General features: G+C 49.5%; 13 protein-coding genes. All 13 read right to left on the bottom strand.

The features are described 5' to 3' along the window. Positions 1-40: 40 nt before the first annotated feature. A complete protein-coding gene (locus KB449_RS05740; protein ID WP_282907456.1) occupies positions 41-1,369 on the bottom strand; it encodes an ABC transporter substrate-binding protein in 1,329 nt (442 codons plus the stop codon). Between the two features lie 125 nt (positions 1,370-1,494). Continuing rightward, a complete protein-coding gene (locus KB449_RS05735; RefSeq protein WP_282907455.1) occupies positions 1,495-2,517 on the bottom strand; it encodes a LacI family DNA-binding transcriptional regulator in 1,023 nt (340 codons plus the stop codon). A gap of 181 nt (positions 2,518-2,698) precedes the next feature. Beyond that, positions 2,699-5,014, bottom strand: a complete 2,316-nt coding sequence (locus KB449_RS05730) for a hypothetical protein (RefSeq protein ID WP_282907454.1) — start codon at positions 5,012-5,014, stop codon at positions 2,699-2,701. A 407-nt stretch (positions 5,015-5,421) separates the two neighbouring features. Next, positions 5,422-10,365 (bottom strand): DUF4838 domain-containing protein, encoded by a 4,944-nt coding sequence (locus KB449_RS05725; protein WP_282907453.1) that lies wholly within the window; start codon positions 10,363-10,365, stop codon positions 5,422-5,424. Positions 10,366-10,418: 53 nt separating this feature from the next. Beyond that, positions 10,419-12,455, bottom strand: a complete 2,037-nt coding sequence (locus KB449_RS05720) for a hypothetical protein (protein WP_282907452.1) — start codon at positions 12,453-12,455, stop codon at positions 10,419-10,421. 27 nt (positions 12,456-12,482) lie between these two features. Beyond that, the gene (locus KB449_RS05715; RefSeq protein WP_282907451.1) at positions 12,483-13,376 is read right to left on the bottom strand and encodes a carbohydrate ABC transporter permease; all 894 of its coding nucleotides are present in this window, start codon (positions 13,374-13,376) and stop codon (positions 12,483-12,485) included. A gap of 8 nt (positions 13,377-13,384) precedes the next feature. After that, on the bottom strand, positions 13,385-14,284 hold the full coding sequence (locus KB449_RS05710) for an ABC transporter permease (protein WP_282907450.1): 900 nt from the start codon (positions 14,282-14,284) through the stop codon (positions 13,385-13,387). 13 nt (positions 14,285-14,297) lie between these two features. Then, positions 14,298-14,675, bottom strand: a complete 378-nt coding sequence (locus tag KB449_RS05705; RefSeq protein ID WP_282907449.1) for a sensory rhodopsin transducer — start codon at positions 14,673-14,675, stop codon at positions 14,298-14,300. 12 nt (positions 14,676-14,687) lie between these two features. Beyond that, a complete protein-coding gene (locus tag KB449_RS05700) occupies positions 14,688-15,884 on the bottom strand; it encodes a M24 family metallopeptidase (RefSeq protein ID WP_282907448.1) in 1,197 nt (398 codons plus the stop codon). A gap of 105 nt (positions 15,885-15,989) precedes the next feature. After that, positions 15,990-17,036 carry a phosphotriesterase family protein gene (locus KB449_RS05695; protein WP_282907447.1) on the bottom strand — a complete coding sequence of 349 codons (1,047 nt, stop codon included), beginning with the start codon at positions 17,034-17,036 and terminating at the stop codon, positions 15,990-15,992. Positions 17,037-17,140: 104 nt separating this feature from the next. Then, positions 17,141-18,826: an extracellular solute-binding protein gene (locus KB449_RS05690; RefSeq protein ID WP_282907446.1), complete on the bottom strand. Its 1,686-nt coding sequence runs from the start codon at positions 18,824-18,826 to the stop codon at positions 17,141-17,143. A gap of 107 nt (positions 18,827-18,933) precedes the next feature. Further along, positions 18,934-20,616 (bottom strand): response regulator, encoded by a 1,683-nt coding sequence (locus KB449_RS05685; protein WP_282907445.1) that lies wholly within the window; start codon positions 20,614-20,616, stop codon positions 18,934-18,936. Further along, complete coding sequence (locus KB449_RS05680) at positions 20,591-22,360, bottom strand: sensor histidine kinase (RefSeq protein WP_282907444.1); 1,770 nt, start codon at positions 22,358-22,360, stop codon at positions 20,591-20,593. Before KB449_RS05680 ends, KB449_RS05685 begins: the two co-directional genes overlap by 26 nt. Positions 22,361-22,422 lie beyond the last annotated feature (62 nt).

The following is a 22,422-nucleotide window of genomic DNA, read 5'->3' as shown; positions in this document are numbered from 1 at the left end:
ACGCCGCCCTTGCCGAGGATGAATAGGAATGGGTATTGCCTTAGAAATTGACTTTCGATTTGTCCTTTTCGTATAGCTTGGCCAGCTCCGCAGCCGTATCGCCCACGCCGCCGCCGGCCAGAATCTTGGTCAGGGCCGTGTTCAGGGCATCCTGGACGGAAGGTGGGAAGTAATCGCCGGGATTGCGATGCCCCGGGTGTGCCTGCAGCGCCGTCTGGATCTCGGACATCGCCGGATTGGCGAATACGGGATTCACGTCATTAAACGCGCTCAGCGCATTGTCTTTGCCGTAAAGTTCAAGCATATCGGGTTCCAGCATGAGCTGCACCAGCGCGATGGCCTCTTCCGGATGCTTGGTTGCGGCATTGATGGACAGGCCCTTGTCCGTGCCCGCGGACATGACGGTGTTGCCGTCCTTGGCCGGAATGATGAAGAAGCCGAGCGGGAAGTTTTGCGTTTTGCCGTCGATGACGCCGGGCGTCCAGCTGCCCATCATGTGCATCGCCGCTTTGCCGTCGATAAAGTCCTGCAGCGCCTGGTCGTTGCCGATGCTTAGGCTGTTCTTGTTGAAGTAGCCCTTGTCCGCCAACTCCGCGAACTGCGCCAGGGCGCCCGTTACTTCGGGGCCGTTCACGCTGGCTTTGCCGTCGTATACGTCGCGCTCGAAATTGGGATTGGATCCGAAATAAGTGCTGATTGCAATCGGGATATAAGCGGCCTGCAGCGTCCAGATATCCTTGAAGCCCTCGACGATCGGCGTAATCTTCTGCGTCTTCAGCTTCTCGTTCAGCGCGATGAATTCGTCCCAGGTTGTCGGCGGAACAAGCTGCTGTTCACCGAAAATTTTCTTATTGTAGAAAACGCCGAAGGTATTGACCTCGAGGAAGGCGCCGTATGTTTTCCCTTCGAACTGCGCGGCCGTCTTGGCGGAATCGTTCATCCGCTCGATCCATGGCTGGCCCGACAGATCCATCAAATAGCCCGCTTTGGCGTAGGCGGTCATATTCATATTGAACAGCACGTCGTCCGCTTCCCCAGCCGCGAGACGTGTATTCATCAGCTCATTGTATTTGTCCCCGGGGTGCTGATTGAATTCCACCGTTCCGTTCGGGTATTTTTCCTTGAAGCGTTTGGCTACCTCTTCGTAATAGCCGTTTTTGTTATCTGCCCAATAAGAGACCTTTAGGGTAAAGGGCTCTGAGCCGGATGCGCCGGTGGCCGCCGCCGAGCTTGACGCCGGCGTTGTTGCGGCCGAAGCGGTGCTGCTTGCCGATGATCCGGCAGTTTCGTTATTGCCGTTCGAATTGCCGCAGGCGGATGCGACGAGCGTCGTGGCGAGGAACAACGTGGTGAGCTGCAGTTTCTTCAATGATCTTACCTCCCCTTTTTATTGAAACGCATTACACAAATATGTAACTAGTTACATCTGTATGATAAATTCATTTTCATGGAATGTCAACGCTTTCTTTCGACGTAAAAAGAATCGGAGCAACATCATTGCTGCTCCGATTTAACCGTGCTTTGCCGTACGGCGAGTCTAGATCCGAATATCTCATGCCTGCCCGGCCCCGAGTAACTATCATTCATACGCGACAGTAAAAACTCGGCCAGCTTTTTGCCGATTTCGTATTTGGGCTGCACGACCGAGGTTAGGCGAGGGCGGATCAACGAGCACCAGATAATATCGTCAAAGCCTGCGACGGCGATCTCGTCCGGAACGGAAACCTTATGGTCCTCGAGCGCCATCATGGCACCGATCGCCATCACGTCGTTCATCGCAAAAACGGCGGTCGGCCGCGGATTCATCTGCAGGATTTTCAGCATCGCTTCGTAACCGGAATGCTGGCGAAAGTCGCCCTTAACGACGAGTGCCGGATTTAGAGAGACATGGTTGTCGATATGCGCCTCTCTGTAGCCTCTGTAACGTTCCTCGGAAATCGTGCTGTCCGTACCGGCGATGAGCGCAATGGAGGAATGCCCCATCTTAAGCAAATGCTCGGTCGCCAGATAGGCGCCTCTGACATTGTCGAACCCCACACGGTCAATCTCGAATTTACTGTCCACGTAGCCGTTCAGTACGACATGCACGTTATTTTTCAAGGCCGGCTCGATGATCGCATCCATATCGCCGAATTGCGTGAAGTCGCGCGAGCACAGGATCATGCCGTCCACCCGGTTGCTGAGAAATCTCCGCACCATATTCGACATTTCCTCGTCGTCTTCCCCTGATTCCGCGTACATGAGAATGTAGCCTTTATCCTTGAGGTAATCGTTAATCCCCTTGGATTGCTCGAGAAATACGGGATTGTTGATATCGGGCACGAGCAGCCCGATGAGCTTGGTGCTGGACGTGGTGAGACTCTGCGCCGCCTGATTCGGGGTGTAATGAAGAATATTGATGGCTTCCTGCACTTTTAGACGGGTTTTCTCGCTCACGTATCCCCGTTCGTTGATGACGCGGGATACCGTCGCGACGGACACGCCAGCCATCTCTGCGACCTGATAAATACTCGACATTTGTATGCCCCTTAAACATAATTGTGTAACATGTTACACAAAAAAATGTAACACGGTTCTCATAAGGTGTCAAACCGATCAGTTGGTTCACGCGCTATTTTTTTTAGAAGAAAGAAGCCGTCCCTCGGTCATTTTCATGACTTCGATGACGGCCCTAATAAATCCCCATGCGATTACCTATTTAATGATACAACAGGTTAACAGGTCCAAAGCTATTATTAGCCGAACCATCATAATACCAGGTGCCGTTCATCTTAAAGATAGCAAAGTTTGCAGTCCCCGCTCCTATAGTTACTAACGTATTATCATGATAATATTGATCTCCGCCGCTCGTTTCGCTCGATACGAGATTGTAAGACGTATTGGCGGACAGCGTAACCGGCGCCGATAAATTGCAGTACTTGAACCCGAGTCCGTCCGCTCTGCCTGTCGCTAAGTTAATCGTACAAGACGCGACTAACGATTTATCGCTTTCCTTGTACAGAGATACGGTATGCGAGCCGCCGTTCCCGCCGGCAAAAAACCTGCCTAGCGCTGTGACGGTACGGGCGGTTCCCGGCGTCGTAAAATTGAAGCCGGCTTCCCCGGTAAAGCTGTTTTGCGGCGTTCCCAATGTTTTTCCCGTAAGCATGGAGAAGTCCGAATTGTCCTTGAATAACAAGTTAACCGGGCCAAAGCTTTGAGAAGCCGAACCATCGTAATACCAGGCGCCGTTCCATTTAAATATCGCAAAATTAGCCGTGCCAGATCCCAATGTTACCGTTGTATTATCGTGATAATATTGATCTCCGCCGCTCGTTTCGCTAGATACGAGATTGTACGAAGTATTCGCCGCGAGCGTAACCGAAGCCGGCAAGGTGCAATACTTAAACCCCGAAGCGTCCGCCGTACCAGCTGCCATGTTCACCGTGCAGGATGCCACTAACGATTTATCGCTTTCCTTATACAAAGATACGGTATGCGTCTTGTTATTTCCGTTCACGAAGTATCTTCCTAACGAGGTTACGGTGCGGGCTGCATTTGCCGTCGTAAAATTAAAGCCGGCTTCCCCCGTAAAGCTGTTCTGCAAGGATCCCAGCGTCTTTCCTGTCACTAGCGGGTCATACTTTCCAACCGGGGTCAATTCGTATACTTGCACCTGCTCGGCACCGACTGTTCCCGACAGTTTCCCATCGACGCCGATCGAGAGCGTAGCGGGAAGCCTCGCAAACATGCTCTTAGCCACTGCGTTCTGATAGCCTGCAGGCAAAGGAATAGACGCATTGATGTTAACGGGCGTACCGGGTCCCCCTGCTTGATAGTAAGGAACATTTGCTGTTGAATCATAGCTTGTATTGACTACGATGACATATACTTTTCCTTCGTACTCCCAATAAGTGACTCTCAAATCGGAATTGCCAGTCGCCACTTCCGTCTTCTTGCCGAGCATTAGCGCCGGCTTCAAGGCATTGATCTCCGGAACCATCGCTTTCGTCTCGGCGTAGAGGTTGGACGGAATCGTCGTTTTATTCGGCGCGTAATAGTAGGGGAAAAATATAATCCCTTTTGCGCCCGCGGCAAGCGACTGGTACGTCATATTTCTTACTTCGCTTGCATCAGGCGCGCGGCCTAATACGGGGTCCGGCTGCAGCGACGGCGCGATCTGGTACCAACTGAAGGTTTGGACGATTCCGAACGCCGGTTTTCCGACGGCTCTGTAGGCATCGGCAGTATCCTTCATGGCGGCGTAAACGGTATTCATAGGGATGCTGGTACCGATCGGATACATCTCCCGCCCCATCGAATCGAGAATATTCACGTAACTCCCGACGTTGTATCCCGACTCGTACGTATAATGCGCACCGGCCCCGTACGTAATATGATTGGTATCGATGGCCCTGACCGTATCCTGATAGCTCTGAACCGTAGAAGGCGCATTGTAGGGATCGCAATCGTCGCAAATGCTCCAGCCTAGAATCGCCGTCTTATCTTTAAATTGCGTCAAAAAATGATAATTAACGAGCGTCGCGATATTTTCGGGTATGAGCTTTATTCCTTTAACGCCGGCGTCGTCGACGAAGCTCGCATCGAATCCGTTCCCTAATTCGGCAGAAGGGTGCATGACATTAAAGCCGTCTGCGGCGAGTTGGTTCATATCCGCGGAAAGCTTGCCCGCGGGCATCTTGTACGAGCTGGCCACTTTTGTCCAGCCCGTTACCCCGTCCGCCGATACTTCCACTTCATAATGCGTAGGCGCAATCGTCTGGCAAAGCCATGCCTTAAGCGTAATTTTATCGAAGGATTTTGCGGTGCCCCATGTCAGGGTTACGTACGCCGGCATCGTCGGAGATGTAGCGCTCGCATAATCATTGAGCAAGTTGCCGTCGTTCAAGTGAGCCGGAGGATGATTCGGGTCGGGATGCACGCTTGTTGCGCTCGCGACGGCAGATGGTGCCAGGTTCGGTCCTGATCCGTCGTTCACCTCTATTTCCACGATGCCGAAATAGTTCTGAACCATATTGGCCTCAAGTATTTTTAACCTGACGCCTTTTATGTTTGTAACTCTAGTGAAACTCTCTACATCAGATTCAACGGTATAATCATTGGACTGCCATGCGATTTTCCCCCATGCCACTTCATAAAAACCGAACGGGAAAAAGGGCTGCCCATCGACCAATAGCGTTCCGTCGCTGGTAGAACCGGAGGTCGAAGCCGATGCCGTTTGCGGAGGATTTAAAACAATAAGCAGCAAGGTCAACGAAAACAAGAGCGAAACGACTTTATACTTATTTTTCATTAGAAATCACTCCTTATAAGCTATAGTACGATAGGCTTGAAGATCACTCTCTTTCCCGCAAAAGCGTATCCCCCTGAATCAACAGGGGGAATACGCGATGAGCCTTAAAACAGAATTCGCAAACGATATTAATCCTCAAGCGTAATCGTTTTGAAGTCGGCCCAACTCCAGACGCTTCCGCCTCCCCATCCGAAAAACCCTTCCTTGCCGTGATACTCTCTAAAGAAGAATCCCTTAAGTGTTTTACTCACGTTTGGATCTACGTTAATACTGGCGAACGGAATGACTTTAATCGCTTTCCAACGGTCAGAAGCAACCTCGGTATGCACCTCCCATTGCGTACTAAAGGCGCTGTTTTGAGCGGGACCGCTGTATTCGAACTTGACTGCCTTGGGGTTGGCGAAGAAGACATAATAGGCGCCTCCGGTTAAATCGCCGGTCACGTAGGTCTCAACGTCGTCGTCTCCCCCGCTGGCCCACCAATCGCCCGGGGCGTTATCGCTTGCCACGATCTTCGATACGTCATCGTCAAAATTCTCGTAGGCGACATAGAGATTTTCCTCGTCCCAAAGCAACCGTACCTTTGTTTCCACGGGAGCCTTATCTGTCGTTCCCATATAAAAGAATTGTGAAGTCGGCTCCGCATCTGCCCATGGACCTTGGCTAAAATCCAGCCCACTGACGATTTCTTCTTTGCTGGCCGTCGTTTTAGTTGCTTTTGCGCTCAAGTCGGACTGTTCCCCGTACTTGAACACCATCGTCTCAAAGGTCGTTTTGATCGGTTCGATCCGCTGTCTCGCCTTCTGATCCGCTAATGACCATGCTTCATTCAATGCCTGCTGCGCTTCGTCCTTAATTCCGGCATCGATAATATAAGACCGGATATACGCTTTTGTGTTCGTAATGTAGCTGACCGGCTGTTGATCGTAATTCCAGCCTTGCGCGATCAGATCGTAATACCGCTTCATCGGCTCGGCTGCCGCTCCATACGCTTTTTGAATAAATTCGCTTTTTAATGCTTCGAGATCGGCATCCGGATTCCAGAACAGCTTTTGCATCAGCCAAAACTGCAGGGCATTCACGCCCCAGCTCGCCGTTGACGCATCCACGATATTTTCGGGGAGAACGCCCATAAGCCCCAAATCTCTGTAATATTTCATGTCCGCCTGTACCTTTTCGGCAATCGGTCTCTCGTAGGTCGCCGAAGGGAAAGAACCGTAATAGTTATACATGACGATGTTTTTGGTTTTCTTCAGCCAACCCTGCAGCTTGACCACATATTGGTTGTTGGCGCTGACTTCGCTCGTATTGATAGGCACCCGATCATCCCCCGAAGCCGGAGCAAGGACGATGACAATGTTGTCCTCAAGTTCAATTCTGGGAGGAACCTCCGCAAAAAAGTAAGCAAATGTATTAATCTTGACGTCCGGATAAGTCTTTTTCACTTCAGCTGCAATCCGATTCAAGAATGAATAGAAAACGGTCGATTTATAATCCGCTTCATTCGGATAAATCTTCGTGCCGTCCGGCAATTCAAACGGGGAGTTGCTCAAATCCCCTTGCATCCAATAATGAGTGTCGTTAATGCCCATTCCCACGTATTCTCTTGGGTTGTTTTTCAAAAACGCCTTCACCCGGCCGGCGATCACGTCCGCGACTTCCGGATTATAGAAGTTGATTTGCGTCTCGCCCGTACCCGGAATGTAATTCCCCGCTCCGTCCGTATTGAAGTATTCCGGATGCGTAGCGAAGTACTCTTCGCTCGGCAGCCAATAGACAAGGTCATGCCCGATATTAAAAGCCTTAATGCCCACGCGCTCATGATCGTCCCAGAGCGATACGTTCCCGAATTCCGCCAGCTTGGCATTCAGCTTATTGCGTGAGATCATGACTTCGCTAGCGGGATCCGAGTGAAACTGACCTTGAGCCCCGGACCCGGTAAGATGCCACCCGCGTATTTGGAACGGGGACTTCTCCCTATAATTCACATGCAAGGCTTGGATCGTTGGCTGCGGATCGTACAAGGTGCCAAGCTCTTGCGAACGCGTCCATAACACGCCTGCGTTTTTCTCGATAAAATCATAGACGCCGTTAAGTACGCCTTTTGGTTCCGTTCCGATAATATAAATCAGATTCCCGACTTGCCGAACGGCAAAGCCGTCGGATTGCTGCAAATAAGCGATGTCTTCCGGGAAAAGCGCCGTCAAGCCAGGGTGAGAATCGGGTGTCGCCAAAAGGAAGCGAACGCCGTTATCGCTGGTCTCTCCGTTTGTCTCGCCGCTGCCATCTTGGCCGACAACTTCGTTCATTTCAGTCAACGACACGTCGTCGACCCATACAGCATTGGTTTCGGACACGAAAATGTAAAGGCGATTGGAATCGAATTGCGTCTCCTTGGCCGGCGCATACTCCATTTCCACCAGCTGCCAAGCTTCATCCGCTCCTACGGTAGCATCCACGTTGGCAGCCGCGTTAGACCCGCCGCCAGACTGAATTTCATGAATCGTCATACTCAGCTTTCCGGCCGATGCCGCTTTAACCCATGCGCGCAATTTATACCTTTTGCCCGGTTGAAGGTTTAAATCTTGTTGGGCGTACATATAGCTCTCGCCCTTTAATTCGATCCGCATCGAATGTTCGCCGCTATGGGATACTTCGCCGTCATCGAAAACATAGCCGGAAAATCCCCACCAGCCAGCCAGATTAGGCGCTTCGAATCCGTTATTCGTAATCAGGTTTGGAGAAGCCTTCACGATCTCCACAAGCGAAACGTCGTCGATCCACATCGATGCCGTTCCCGACATAAAGAAGTAAATCGAATTGTAGTCGAATGTTGCGTTTGCGGCCGGGGAGTAAACCAATTCCACCGGTTTCCATTGATCGCTTAAGGCGAGTTCCGTCCGATGGATGACGGGACTGCCCCCGTTCGTTACTTCATGAATTTCCATATTCATGACGCCGGCTGCGCTGCCTTTAACCATCGCACTTAGTTTATACTGCTTACCGGGCTCTAGCTTAAGGTTTTGAGTCGATTGCGCAAACATATATTCCGAGCTTCCTAAATCCAATCTCATCGCATAGTCGCCGCTGTACGACTCCCCGGCGAGCCTGATACCGGAAGGCGAGAACCACCCGTCCGGTACGCTTCCATTGGCGATTTCGAAACCGGGATTCATGATCAGGTTCGGTTCGTACTGAATGGTCAACGTCATCGGGTTTAGAGGGGTTCCCGATACGCTGGCCTGAACATCGATTTTATATTCGCCGCTGAGCAAAGCTGCCGAAATTTTAACAGAACCATTAATGACTTTTTTCTCATGGCTTCCTAACTCGACTTGCTCAGGTAAATCGACGGTTATCGAATCGTCATTATCGGACTGAAAATGAACGATTGACGAAGCATCCTCGTTATTGACGAGATGGATCTGAACCGGGTACTGCCCCGCTCTGTTGATCTTCAATTCATCGACCGAAAGAACCGCGCTTACGGTGGCTTCCGAGTTCCACCTATAGATCGGCAGTACGGCGCCGCTCACCATCTTAATCGTATCTTGAAGCTCTTTGGCGGCTAAGCCGATCATGTCTTGCGCCGAAGCATCGACGAAAATGTCGGCCTTTGCTGCTCCTGATTCCGCAATCGTCAAAGCAGGCCCCGACGAAGGCGTCGGTGTAGGTGAAGTTGTTGGTTCCGAAGATGGCGTCGGTGTCGGTGAGGTTGTTGGTTCCGACGAAGGCGTCGGTGTCGGTTGTGTTCCGGTTCCTCCCGAATTTGATGTCGTATTTCGATGATCTGCCGAAAAAACCTCGTTCCCGATCGTAACCGTTATTCCGGTCGAGAAATTAATCTTGATCGGCCACTTGTTCATCTTAACGCCGCCGACATTTAGCGTAGCGGTCTGGATCACGCCGTCTCCGGTTACGCTCGCCGGAGCGTTAAAAATCATGAGCAGAACCTTGGCAGCTTTGGTTAACTCATAGCTTGCCGTTCCGGCTCTATGGTCCACCTCATCGAATTCCCCGTCCAGAACGATCAATGGATTGGTTTGGCCGCTTGGAACGTCAATGCTTACTTTTACGAATCCGATGCCTTGCAAATTCTCTTCTTTCAGAATGCCTCCGGATCGCATTTGAACGTCATGAACGACCGTCGTTCCTTCGGCTACGATACGAATCTGCGAATCCCATTTATCGACGATTAACGTGCCCGTCAGATTGGAATCTCGAACGATCACGCTATTTTTTCCCCCGCCCAGTACGTAAGTCGATCCTTTAACCGTTACGCCATCGAGCAAGACTTCTCCTTCTTCCACGCCTTGCGTGATATACAAGTCTCCCGATACGACTATATTTTTCAGCGAGCTTCCGTCCGTATTCACGACTAGATTTCCTTCAACATCGGACTCATAGACACTCTTTGTCATGACGAGCGTCCCCATGACGTTGTCGATCATCTGAACGACTTCAGCGCGGGTCGTCGATTGTTTGGGCTTGAACTGATTGTTTCCGTTCCCTTTAACGTAGCCCTTGGCCTTTAGTGCCATCACTTCGGCAAGCGCATACGAGGATATGGATGAAGCATCGGAAAAACTTCCATTCGTTTGGTTTTCAACCGCCTTTACTTGGAAGGCGCGGGCGACGATAACGGCGGCATCCTGGCGGGCAATCGGCTTGTTGGGCTCAAACTGATCGGCGCTTGTTCCCTTAATCATGCCGGCGGAATACAGCTTGATGATGTCTTTGGCATACCAGGCTTCATTGCTTACATCCGCAAACGGATTCGTGCTTGCCAACGCTTCTGGCAAGTTAAATACCCGATCGATCAATGCCGCGAACTCAGCTCGGGTGATCGGTTGGTCCGGACGATAGTTTTGATCTTGATCCCCCTGGAGCAAACCAAGCATGATCCATTTGTTCAATACTTCTTTCGCCCAGTGATTTTCAACGATCGTCCCTGCCTGTTCGCTGTCGCTCGCGTTATTCGCTGCCGCTGCCCGGTAGGGCGTAACCATCGTGACAAGCAAACACACGATCAACATGAGAAATCCCGTACGTTTTAGCATTGCCGTTTCCACTCGCTCAACCCCTCAACCCGAATTATAAACCGCTTACATTCTCAGCTGCGTCATTACTTCGCCTGCAAAGTAAGTTCAATCATGACGACGCCTCGTCCAGGAACGTACAAATTGATCTCCGAGCCTCGCGGAGTGACCGGGATTCCCGGAAAATCGGTTAAGACCGTGACTTGTTCGATGGGACAGCCTACGTCCAGATGCGCCGACTTGTAATTGAGATGCAGATTGGAGATCAGAATCCGCCAGCGTTGAGGCGCCATCTCAAATACCGCAGTACGAATAAATGCTTTATTTCTCAATACTATCGGTACATCCGTATGCGCCATGATTCCTTCGACGCAGCTGCTCAAAAACGCTTCATCGACCGGTTTGAAATGAAGGCTCTCCAGCCAGGACATCCCCTCCTTAAACTTGGCCATCCGTTGTTCTTCCTGATGATCAGGTTCCGCATAGCCCTTCATCGTAAAGACGCTTAGCACGGAGCCATCGCGATTCCTGATTACGCAAAACAGCTCGTTGATCTTGCAGCCGATTTGCCATTCCGCGATAACGGGGATTCGGGCCATGCGCTCCGTCATCACGCCGATCAGAACCGAAGACGCATGCCGATAATCGAGTACCCGCTGCAATTCATCGTCCGGCAACAAGTGCAGCAAAGTAACTAGAATTGGCCCGTTGGCTTGCGGAACATCCTTCACATTTATGATGGAATGCAAGGGTACGCCGCGCGAGATGAATTCAGTCATATATTTGTGAACAGGCCATTGGCGGGATACGGCGTAGTCCGCCAATGAACGATCGAGCAGCCGGTCGGACCATACCATCGTGATGCCGACGACCCGCTCGGGCGCTCCATCGAACCCTCCGTCCCATCGCTTGGCGATCCAATTCCATCCGTCGCGGATAATGCCATCCCCCAGACAAGCCATGAAGCCTCCCGAGCAGCGGCTTAATCCTGCAGCTTTTTGGATGTACAGGTTGGACAGCGCGTAGATATCGCGCTCGAGCACCGTCGGCGCATGACTTAACGCATCCCACTGCTCATTCGTATCCTGAATCGCATTGAGGCATATCAGCTTCGTGTCCGGCACGTAGGCCTTTATCGTCAGCAGCATCGCCATAAATTCCGCGTCCGGCTCGTATTCCGTTTCCCCGGCTCCCGCGGAGAGAGAAGCGCCGACCGTTTCGACGACGAAGCCGTCGACCCCGGACGCCGCAAGCCGGCGATAATCGACGCCGAATCGGTACAAAGCTTCAAACGGATCTCTGGTCCAAGCGGTATTGATATAAGCTTTCTTCCCTGCCTTGCGAATGGCTAGCATGATTTTGTCCCATAGCCGGCCCCAGCGTTCGACATGAAATTGAATCCATTCCAGCCGCTTATGATGCCAGATCCAATCGGCTCTCCGCTCCATCTCCGGCGGATTGTCATCGCAGCGCGCCGCGAATTCTGTATCGAACGGCACTGCGGCAGCCGCGATGAATTGCCCGACCATATCATCCGAGTAATCGGTCACCGCCAGGCTCAGCCTCGGGCTTGTATAGCCGTCGGCGCCATGGTAACCATTAAAGCCGTAGTCCTGAATAACGCGTATTAAATCTTGGACGAACAAGTCTTCGTACCAGCTTCCGTCCTTCAAGCGCTTCAGCGGATTGATCGCCGGAAATGCCTCGCCCGTCTTCCGCATTTCATAGAGCTCCGGATGAGCGGCACACCATGCGCCTGCTTGGAGCGAATCGCCGACATGAAACTGATAAATATCAAAAAAGCTGCAATAGACGTCGATGCCGTGCTTTTGCAATTCCTTGACCAGACCGCGAAGCTGGAGGTTGGTCCAATCCTGCCTGTCGTGCAGCTTGCCGTATGGACGCGCTCCGTAAGAGCATGACTCCATCGGCAGCCGCCACTCGCTCTCCATTCCTTTGTGAGCGTGTATAAAGTCCGGCGTATACAACAAAAGGAAAATACTTTGCGGAATGAATCCTACGGTTTCCAAATAGGCTGTGACGCCGAAGTCGCTCTCGCGATTGTCGAATCCGATTAACTCAATCCATATCCATTTTTCATAACTTGAACTCGCGGCTTCCATCCTGCACCTCTCCGTCATGGAATAAACTTATCCTTTAACGCTTCCAAGCACGATTCCCTTCACGAAGAACCGCTGTAGAAACGGATACACGATGAGAATCGGCAGCGCGCCCAAGAAGATCTGCGCCGCTCTAGTCGTTCGCTCGGATATTTCCAGAATTCCCGCCAGATTCCGGGGATCCATCTTCATTGGATTACTGTTGATGACCAATAGCTGCAAATACGTGGACAACGGATAGTTCTTCGGAAAATTCATATAAATCAACCCGTCGAACCACGAGTTCCAATGAAACACCATCGTGAACAAGGCTACCGTAGCCAACACCGGGTAAGACATCGGGACATACATTTTCCACAATACGGTCCAATGTCCCGCGCCATCCAGGAAGGCCGATTCCTCTACTTCTTGCGGCAATCCCCGAAAAAAATTCAGCAGCAGGATGACATTGAACACCGATACGGCACTCGGAATAATGAGCGCCCATAGCGTGTCGATCAAACCGGTCATACTGATCACCATGTACGTAGGAATAAGACCCCCGCTGAACAGAATGGTGAATACGAAAAACCAGGCGTACCAGCTGCGAATTCGCAGATCCTTTCTTTCCTTGGATAATGGATACGCGCAAAGCAGCGACAATCCCATGTTAGTGACAAAACCAAGAATAAGCCGCTGCAACGTAATGCCGAAGGAATTTATAAATTCTTGCTTCTGCAAAATATACGAGTAAGAGGCTAGAGTGAAATCGACGGGAAACAGCTTGACCAGCCCGGCTGAAGCGGCGGCGCTGGAGCTAAAGGAAATGGACAACACCTGAACTAGCGGAAGCAGGCAAAGCAAGGAAAGCGCGACGAGAAACGTATAGTTGCCTACAACGAAAGCTCTTCGGCTTAAGGACGCCCGGTGCTGCACGTGAAACATTCCTTTCCTTAAAAAATGCGATAATTGACCAACCGATAAGCCATGAAGTAGGAGACGGCAATGAGTACGAAGGAAACGATGGACTTGAACAGCCCGATCGCCGTCGCTACGCCGAATTGCGCATCCAGCAGGCCGATCCGATAGATCAACGTATCCAGAATATCCCCGCTTTCATATACGCTCGGACTGTATAAGTTAAATACTTGATCAAAACCGGCATTAAGCACATTGCCCAAACTCAATGTCGCCATCAACACGATAATCGGTACCATGCCCGGCAATGTAATATGCCACATCTGTCTCGTGTGACTGGCCCCATCCACGATCGCCGCCTCGTACAAGGCAGGATTGATTCCCGTAATCGCAGCCAGAAACACGATGGTGCTGAAGCCGAATTCCTTCCACACATCCGAGAAGATGAGCACGGACGGAAACCAATGATTGCTGCCCAGAAAAAATACGGAATCCAAACCGACCGCATTTAACAGCTGGTTAACGATGCCTTCCGAAGGCGATAAAATATCGACGAGCACGCCGCCAAGAATAACCCAGGACAGAAAATGCGGTAAATAAATGAGCGTCTGGACGCCCCGTTTAATCAGCATGACCTTCAATTCATTGATAAGAATCGCAACGACGATCGGAACGATCAGCCCGAACAGAATTTTCATGGTGGCGATGAATACGGTATTGCCAAGCACCTTCCATATGTCCGGCATCTGCAGCACGTACCGGAAATTGCCGAGTCCGATCCAATTCGAGCCGAACAATCCGTTGATCGGAATAAACTTCTGAAAGGCGATTGCGAATCCTAACATCGGATAGTAGCAGTAGATCAACAGTATGACTACGCCGGGCACCAGCATCAGATGTAACGGCATCTCGCGCTTGGTCTTTTTTATATTCATTCCGTTCATTCCCTTATTCCGAGTATCCCATCATACCGATATAGGCCAGATTGGGTTGGGCAATGTCCATTCTGCCGTACTGAATAATGACTTCGATATTGCTTCTGAACCTCAACGAATATTGGAGCTGGCGATCTAGCCGGATGCCGCCGATATCGTCGGGACGATCCATGCGGATACATTTGACGCGCTTCGCCTTGGCCAACACTCGGATGTTCTCATCCGGGTCTCGATCTTCGTAGTAGATGTCCATGAAGATCTCCGCATCCTCGTCCTGGCAATTCAATATCATCACGGCTTCATGGCCTTCGAAAATTTCTCCTTCGACTTTGCCCTTGTACGGTAAATAACCGTCGACGATATACCAGTTTTTTGCTCCCTCTTTGCTCACGCGATGTCCTCCTTAATCGACCGATATCGTCGCCGTTTCTTTCCAAGTCCTGCTCAAATGCCTAACGAGCTTTGACATCGATTCGTAACCGTCTTCGGTGACGAGCAAGCTTTCCTCGATCCGATTTGAACCGTGCGGGTGACCGAATAAACTAACATCCGTATTCACAGTCATTCCCGCCACGAATTTCGCTTCGGTATTCTCGTCCGGGTAAGGAGATTCGGCTTCCGCCAACCCACAGCCGTGAAGCGGGGGATAAAGGTCATATTCGGTGACGTTCCTATCCTTGAAGCACGCTTTAACCGCGCGTACGACTTCGCTCTGGCCCGCGCCCGCCTTGATCCGGCTTAAAGCGGCGTCCTCCGCTTCGACGAGAATATCGATAAACTTTTTCTGTTCCTCGCGCATTTGGCCGGCGACGAATGGGAAATTGAGCGTAGCCACGTAACCCTCGACTTGAACGGCAATGGCGGCCATAATCATATCCCCGTCCTCGATCACTTTTCCGGAAGCTCTGCCGATGATCGTATTGACCCTATCTCCGCTCGTTAAGAGGCAGAACGGAACATTTTCCGCGCCTTGCCTGATGCATTCCCCGTAGGCTAAAGAGGCCAGTTCAAGCTCCGTCATGCCAGGCTTGACTTGTTCGATCATTAACTTGTATCCCGCGTCGGCGATCCTTGCCGCTTCTTGCAGACAGGCGACTTCGTTAGCCGTTTTGGTCATTCGAAGTTGGAATAATAATTCGCCCGCATCGACGAGTTCAATGCCAGCGAAGCTGTCGCCGATGATTTTCATTAACGGTTCGGGCATCGCATCGATGCCTACAATGCCTAATCTTTGCAACGGTCCGCTTTCTTGCAGCCCTTTGCAAATCTCCGTCAGGCTCGTATAATGCGCCTGAGGATATTCGATTTTATCGGGTACCGTCACGCATGCGAATTCCGGAAGCAGCCGAACGTCCGGCCATGCGCTCATCTCGCGGCAAAACATCTCGCCTTCCGGCGCTGCAATGACAAAAGGCTCGCCTGTCATCGAAACCATGACGGCTCCCCTTTCGAATAAGGGCCAATAGTTGCTCATATAACGGAGGTTTTCTTTCCGATATTCGTCCCCGTAGATCAAGCAAGCTTGCATGTCGTTTTCTCTCATCAACGCTTTTAGCTTTTCGATCCTTGCGGCGAATTCTGCTTTTGGTATTTTGATCATGAGCGGTTATCTCCCTGTACTTTAATATTTATCTGAATTTTCAAATAATTATGGCGAGGCTGTTGTCGTTCCTTTGTCGCGAGCGGCCTCACGAGATGCAAAGCTTCAATCTTTTCCATCGTCGAGAAATTCGGCAGGATTGCTGCACATGATCGTTTGAATCTGCTCGGCGGTTATTCCTTCGTCCTTCATCATCGGAATAATATTCGTTAGAACGTGGTCATAGCCCCAACCGCCATAGCTGTGCAAGCAAGTTTTCAGGCAGACATCGTTGGACAATAATATTTTTGAAAGGAAGCCCCAATCGATGAGCTGCTTGATGGCTCTCACTCGCTCGATGTCTCTGCAAAAGGGTCCTCTTAAAACGCTTCGATCCCGCCTGTCGGCATAAAATTCCTTGCCGAAGTTATCGAATTCCACATAGGCTCCCAGGTTAAGAAGGTCCTTGATATAATCCATTTTGAGGTCGACATCGATGTGATTGATGCATATTTTTTCAGCTGCCGCACCGTGCTCGGTCAGAATAGAAATGACTTCGTAGCCGTTCGTCGCATAAAGGTCCGTATGCACGTGCAACCCTAAGCCGGTTTCCTTTTGAACGATCGCCGATGCGATTAGCGTCTTTTTTTCATTCGGATAGATGATCTCGCTTGTTCCAATCTCGCCTATGACGCCTGCTTTTATGTCCGTACCATCCATGCCATGACGGATTTCATTCAAAAGTTCTTCTGCAATATTTTCTACTGTTTTGCGGTTCATGTCGCCAGGATGGGATTTGTTAATATAGTAACCGCAGCCTGCTACGATCTTAATATCCAACTCTCTCGACAATCCGGCTAGCAGCGCAGGGTCCCTGCCGATGTCGCGCAACGTCAGATCGACGAAGGTCGTTCCTCCGGCTTTCTTAAATTTCAGCAACTCATCTCTTACAATTTTTTCGTCATCGATGACTGCATTGTCCAGAACCGCGTAGGGATTACGCATGAGCTTTCCGAAATTCGCGAGGCTGACCTGCTCCTGCGCCAACCTTTTCCGCGAGATTTCACTAACGGCAGGCACCAGCCTGCGCAAATCGATAAAGGCATGCTCGTGGGGCAATACCCAGCCCAGACTATCGGATCGTACCTTTCCCGTTACGGTCATAACGGACATTGCTGTCGCCTCCCGCTTGCTTGTGTCTATTCCTTTCAAGTACGACCGGAAGCCGCATATGCTTTATAGCTTAGAGAAATATGGGCTTCCGATGTCTTTAAGAATTATTTGCTAGCTTTCCAATCCGCTACTTCTTTCGTAATGGTATCTCCGCCAAGCTTTTTCCAATTGCTCACGAATTCATCGAAGGCATCGATCGAAGACTCGCCCATCACGATTTTGGTGAATGTTTCTAGCTCCATCTTAAGCAGCGTTGATTGTTTCTCCACCATCGTTGGCGTAGGGCCCGAGATAAATTCCGTCATTTTAAATCCGTCGTTCGTATGATAGTCGTACAACAATGAGATCGCGTCATAAAAGCGGGTATACCCCCAGCCGGACATATTGCCGTTCTTAAAATCATTAATGCCTTTATAGAAGTTGGCTTGCCCCGGGTTGCTGGCAATGTTCAATAGAGATTCGTCCTGCTTCTCCAGCGCCTTCTTCACATCTTCGTACAGTTCGACATTCTGAATTGGATTGGAAGCTTGGACTAACGCATATTGCCATTTGGCGACATCCCCATTCTGATTCATGTCCGTCAGGGGGTACTTCGTTCTGTCCCATTGGTAACTTGCGGCATTCAGCATCTTCACGACTGCCTCGGGATGCGCCATCCCTTTGCGAACGACGAAAAATTGATTTACGTTATAAGGGGTTTGCGGTTTAGCCTTGTTGTCATCAATCGAGGGTAATTGGAACGGCTTCCATTCCATCTTTTCATCCAGTGCTTTGCCGTCCAAGAACAGCAGCGGCGACCAATCGGCGCCATAGAACATGCCCAGTTTACCGGCATTAACAGTTTGTATGAATTTTTCCTTGTCTTTGACTGCGAACTCGCGATCAATGTACCCGTCTTTATATAACTGCTGGAGTTTTTCAAGTGCTTGCTTCATCTCTGGTTGAATGCTTCCGTACACCAGATTCCCTGAAGCATCCTCGACCCAGCTCTTCGGATAAGCATGATATCCGTTAAACAATCCATCCAGGCCCGGCTCCAAACCGTAGAAATCTTTAGTCGCTCCCAATCCCTGCGTATCCTTCTTATTGTTTCCATCCGGATCTTGATTGACGAAAGCTTCCGCGATCTTAAATACATCCTCCATCGTTTTCGGCTCGGGCAGATTCAGCTTTTCCAACCAATCTGTACGGATCCAGAGCAGAGAAGCGAAATCGAATGAACCCGGGTTTACCGGCAACCCCAACAATTTCCCGTTAAAGGTTGCGGACTCAAGACCAACTCCGCCATCCTTCTTTAGCATCTCTTTGGCGAGAGGCGTACCGTACTTTTCAAGCACCTCCGTTAAATCAGCTAATTGATTAGATTCGACCAGTTGGTTAAATTGAATGCCATTGACGGGCATAATATCCGCTAATTGTCCGGATGCCATGGCAACATTGAACTTTTGCTCGTATTGCGTCGGATCGGAAATCCATAAGTACTTCAATTTAATTCCGAATTCGTTCTCGTATAATTTAGTCCAAGCATTATTCTCAATGGTTTCTCCATTTTCAAATTTCGTCGTCGAATCCAAGGTGCGGATCGCGGTAACCTCAATAGGCGGATCAATTTTCCCCATCGGATCCGGCGCAGACTCGCTTCCGCTATTAGCGGCGCTTTCCTGCGAACTTGCTTTTGGCGAACCGGAAGAACTTGCGTTATTTCCGTTGTTGTTGGTGCAAGCAGACGTGAGCGCTAACGAACACGCCAATACCGTGAACGCAATCCATTTTGCCGACTTACGATTCATGTCGTATCCCCCTTCTTTGTACCTGCATCGTAAGTATAAAATACTAAAAAAGCCGAAGCTATTTGCCAATCTTGCTTTTACCTTGGCATCTTTTGCGCCGTACGGTACTACTCGTTTGTTGCATGAAACTGATCCCTATATTCCTGTGGAGTCATTTTGAACATTTTTTTGAACGAGCGGTTAAATTGAGGCGCTGCCTCGTAACCTGCGCGAAGCGCTATTTCTTGAATTTTCATAGTCGAATGTGCCAGCTGCGTTTGCGCATTCTTCATCCTTTCTTCGGTGATATAGTCCGATAGCATTTTGCCCGTCATCCGCTTGTACAAACGGGATAAATACGTCGGACTGCGATGAACTAACGTAGATAACTTGGTTAGGGATAGATCTCCCCCGAGATGGACTTGGACATATTGATGGATAGAGGTAATCAGCCTTTGGTTTTGTTCCTCGGGAATGGATTCGTATCGTTCGAGCAGATATTCGGCAACCATGGCTAAATATGAAACGGCGTCGCTCCATGATCCGTGCGCATCATACTGCGTAGTTTTCCCAAGATCCACCTTGCTGAATAGCTCATCGAACAAATCAAGCCGGATCGCATAGGAAATGAAGCTGAGAGATACCCTGTAAAACATCTCCAGCTGAAATTTATATCCGGACAATTCATCTAAGCTCATCAGCTCATCATAAAGTTTGCTGAACTTCTCTTTTTCTCCACGAGCTAAGTATTGCTCAAGCAACTCTAACTGGTTTTTAATATGTTGAGACTCAGGGAAGTAACTGCGCCTCTCCTGATCCATATTCAGTCCGAACTGTTCACGGTCTTGGATTAGCAACTCTTGCCCGTTATTGGCGTCATGGCCGAGCAAAGTCTTCAAATAGTAAAATTGAGCACCGAGGCCGAGCCATTCGACAGGATCCCGACCGATGACGAGAGAGAGCGATATTTTCAGCAACTTTTTGCAAGTCTGTTGCACAGCCTCCAAAATGCTGTATACTCTTGTTTTCATCTGTTCCCATGCCCGTTGTTCCTGATCCTTATCCCAACTGTCTCTCGTTAGAAATTCCCTGGGCTGCAGAAACCAAATCAACTTATTCGATTCGAACGCAACGGATACAAGAACGATCGTCGGGGCTAAATATTCCTCCGCTATGTTCTGACAGGCATTGAGAACCAGCATACGGTCGGTTTCGCTGGCCTCCTCCTTCCCCCCGTCTACTCTGCCCGTCACAAGAAACACCCGTGAGCTTGATAACAAGGGGATTTCCGACTCCTCAAACCTTTTTTCGATATCCTTGGGAGAAATCGAGGAATCGCGCATCAGGTCGAATAGCGTATTTCGTTGCAACGCGGGAATAGCCAGCTGAAGCTTCTTTCTGGCGCTCAGGATATAGTCGGCACCGTTTTCTACCTGATCCACTTCCGCGAGCGCTTTTTCCACGGCCGCCAGAATGACGTTGTCATCTTCGTTTTTCAGCACATAATCTACTACGCCGCCTGTGCGTATGGCATGACGAGCGTATTCGAAGTCGTTGTATCCGGTAAGAAAAATTATTTTACACCTTGGCCAGCTTTTAATGATTTGCTTATGTAGCTCAATCCCGCTCATTCCCGGCATGCGAATATCCGAAAGCACAATATCGATTCGAACTTTCTTTAGAAAATCCAGCGCTTCGTTGACGTTGTACGCGCGATAAGTCTCAAGTTCCAGATGCGTAGCTTCACGAATCATAAGATCCATGCTGTTAACGATAAGAGGTTCATCATCGACGATTAATAGGCGATACATCTGAATTCTCCTTTTCATTTGGAATATATATCCGAACCAACAAGCCTCCCAAAGCGCTATGCATCATTTCAAGCCCACCGCGTTCGCCATATTTCAGCTTTAGGCGGCGATGTATGTTAATAAGCCCCGTCGTCTCTATTTCATTTTCCAAACTTAGCTTTGCGATCATTTCCGCCATTCGCTCTTCCGTCAAACTCGCGCCGCTATCCTCAACCGAAAAATAGTACCGATCCGAATCCGTTGCGAATCGAATTTGCAGCCTTCCTTCCGACATGATATCGCTGAGTCCATGCTCGTACGCGTTTTCGACTAAAGGCTGCAAAATCAAGCGTGGAATCATAATCCCCCGAAAGCTCTCGGGAAACGGTTCAAACTCCACGATGATTCGATTGGAAAACCGGATATTTTGAATTTCAACATACGACCGGACATGGTTTACTTCATGTTCGAAAGGAACCTCCTCCAGTCCGTTTCTCGTAATATAGTGAAAATAATCCCCAAGATTTTTAGATACCAACTCCGCTGTTTCATTCTCGCCATGCTTAATGAGGCGGTGAAGAATAAAGAAACTATTGTAGAGGAAATGGGGGGTAATTTGCATCTGCAGCTGCTTTAATTCCGACTGCTGCAGCCTGATCTTCTGTACGTAAAGCTCGTCGATCAGCGTCTTCAGGCTCAATACGGTTCTTTCGAACCGATTAATGATATATCCGAACTCATCTCCCCGATTCGATGTAAGAACCGTTGCAAGATTGCCTCCTTCAACGCTTCTGAATCTTCTTACCAGTGACTGAAGGGGGCGATGAATCAATAAGTAAATCCCGTAGGAGAAAAGAATAACGATGATAAACGAACTGATGACAAGCATCCGGAACCAAACGCCATATGTTTTTAACTGACCTATAATGATGTTCTCCGGAAAATAAAAGAGAAGCGATGCTTGCAAAAACATTGATTTTTCGTAAATGACCATGTAATTTTCTTTGCCGACGGAGACTTGCTTCGTAAATAACGCCGATTGCTGCGTGGGCTCTACTATTTTTGCTCGGATGTCGGCTAGCCGCTCGGGATATTTATTATTGGCAATAACCCAGTTGTCGTTGAAAAAAATAGCTCCTCCATCTTGAGGGAACGAATTCAGCGCGTTTGTTAGCGCTTCCATAGAGAATTCGATATTTTGAATAAATAACGGAGACTTATCTTGCTTCATCTGGTTGTTCGGATAGGTTAAATTCAAAAAAAGACGCCCCTGCCAGAAGGTGATCGGTATTCCGCTCGAATACGTCGCCTTCGCTATTTGCTCCGCCTCTTCCAAGGAGCGTGGCGCTTCTCCCCCGCTAGAGGTCGAAATCGTGTCGTTAAGCGAAGTCACGAATAAGCTGATGTCTTTAATATAAGCGCTGGAATCTTTTAATGTAGTCAATTTATTCTTCAGATCGTTGATCGCTTTCGCACGTTGGTAATCCGTCATTATCGATAAAGAGTTACTCAATTGCAAAAGATCTTCGTCGTTAATGAATTGTTGCTGCGTTCGAATAATACGCTCCAGTTCCTTCTCGAGCGAAATGAAATAATAATGGATATTCATCGTAATCGAATTGGATATTTGACTTTTCACCTCTTGCTTGCCAAGTTCATTCATAACAAGGCTTAACGTAAATAAGGGCATCGTAATAATCAAAAAAGTAATAATAAGCTTTGGAAAAATCGGAATGTTATAGATCCTTCGCATTGTCCCCCTCAAAGTTGATCCGTCCTCCTTTTTTTTGTAATACAGTATACGACAAATTGCAGCTCAATAAATAA

This window comes from Cohnella hashimotonis, assembly GCF_030014955.1.
Classification (GTDB): Bacteria; Bacillota; Bacilli; order Paenibacillales; family Paenibacillaceae; genus Cohnella; species Cohnella hashimotonis.
This window is presented reverse-complemented; position numbering and strand designations above follow the sequence as displayed.

Excerpts from the sequence above, each read along its gene's own strand:
- KB449_RS05735 (WP_282907455.1), bottom strand. The coding sequence starts at position 2,517 with ATGTCGAGTATTTATCAGGTCGCAGAGATGGCTGGCGTGTCCGTCGCG.
- KB449_RS05730 (WP_282907454.1), bottom strand. The coding sequence starts at position 5,014 with ATGGTTCAGAACTATTTCGGCATCGTGGAAATAGAGGTGAACGACGGA.
- KB449_RS05720 (WP_282907452.1), bottom strand. The coding sequence starts at position 12,455 with ATGGAAGCCGCGAGTTCAAGTTATGAAAAATGGATATGGATTGAGTTA.
- KB449_RS05715 (WP_282907451.1), bottom strand. The coding sequence starts at position 13,376 with ATGTTTCACGTGCAGCACCGGGCGTCCTTAAGCCGAAGAGCTTTCGTT.
- KB449_RS05710 (WP_282907450.1), bottom strand. The coding sequence starts at position 14,284 with ATGAATATAAAAAAGACCAAGCGCGAGATGCCGTTACATCTGATGCTG.
- KB449_RS05700 (WP_282907448.1), bottom strand. The coding sequence starts at position 15,884 with ATGATCAAAATACCAAAAGCAGAATTCGCCGCAAGGATCGAAAAGCTA.
- KB449_RS05695 (WP_282907447.1), bottom strand. The coding sequence starts at position 17,036 with ATGTCCGTTATGACCGTAACGGGAAAGGTACGATCCGATAGTCTGGGC.
- KB449_RS05690 (WP_282907446.1), bottom strand. The coding sequence starts at position 18,826 with ATGAATCGTAAGTCGGCAAAATGGATTGCGTTCACGGTATTGGCGTGT.
- KB449_RS05685 (WP_282907445.1), bottom strand. The coding sequence starts at position 20,616 with ATGTATCGCCTATTAATCGTCGATGATGAACCTCTTATCGTTAACAGC.